The following is a 596-nucleotide window of genomic DNA, read 5'->3' as shown; positions in this document are numbered from 1 at the left end:
CGCCCGAGATGGCCGGCATGGTCGCGGCGATAATCAGCCCCGTGACGGTGGAATACATCCGCCACTTCCAGATCCGGGCGCATGGCTCGCGGCTCAGCCGGGCGGCGTGATCTCCATGTGGAGTTGGTCAAAAGGACTGGCGGTCCGGCCGATCACAGCCGTTGAGACCTGGGCGTATAGTGTCGTCGTCGCCAGGCTGCGATGGCCCAGCAGGACCTGGATGATCCTTATGTCCGTGCCGGCTTCCAAAAGGTGGGTGGCGAAGCTGTGGCGAAGGGTGTGCACCGTCACCCGCTTCTCAACGCCCAGGAACTCGCAGGCTGCTCGACAGGCGATCCCCAAGGTCTGTGGATGGATCGGGCCGCGGCCATCGCGCCGGGGAAACAGCCATCGTCCCGGCTTGGTCAACCGCCAATAGACGCGCAAAATCTCCAGCAGCTGCGGCGACAGCATCACATAGCGGTCCTTGCCGCCCTTGCCTTGCTCGATGCGAATGATCATCCGGCTGCTATCGATGTCCGTCACCTGCAGACGCGCCGCCTCCGCGGCGCGTAAGCCCACCGCATAGGTGGTCATCAGAGCGACCCGGTTCCTCG

General features: G+C 64.4%; 1 protein-coding gene. It reads right to left on the bottom strand.

Going from position 1 to position 596, the window contains the following annotated elements; genetic code table 11:
• Nucleotides 1-93: 93 nt before the first annotated feature.
• Nucleotides 94-596 (bottom strand): tyrosine-type recombinase/integrase (locus BQ8482_RS37545; RefSeq protein WP_165848869.1); only part of this gene is annotated, 503 nt, incomplete at its 5' end.

It is taken from the genome of Mesorhizobium delmotii, from assembly GCF_900149755.1.
Taxonomy (GTDB): domain Bacteria; phylum Pseudomonadota; class Alphaproteobacteria; order Rhizobiales; family Rhizobiaceae; genus Mesorhizobium; species Mesorhizobium delmotii.
The sequence above is the reverse complement of the archived record's forward strand: the minus strand, read 5'-3'. Positions and strand labels throughout refer to the sequence as shown.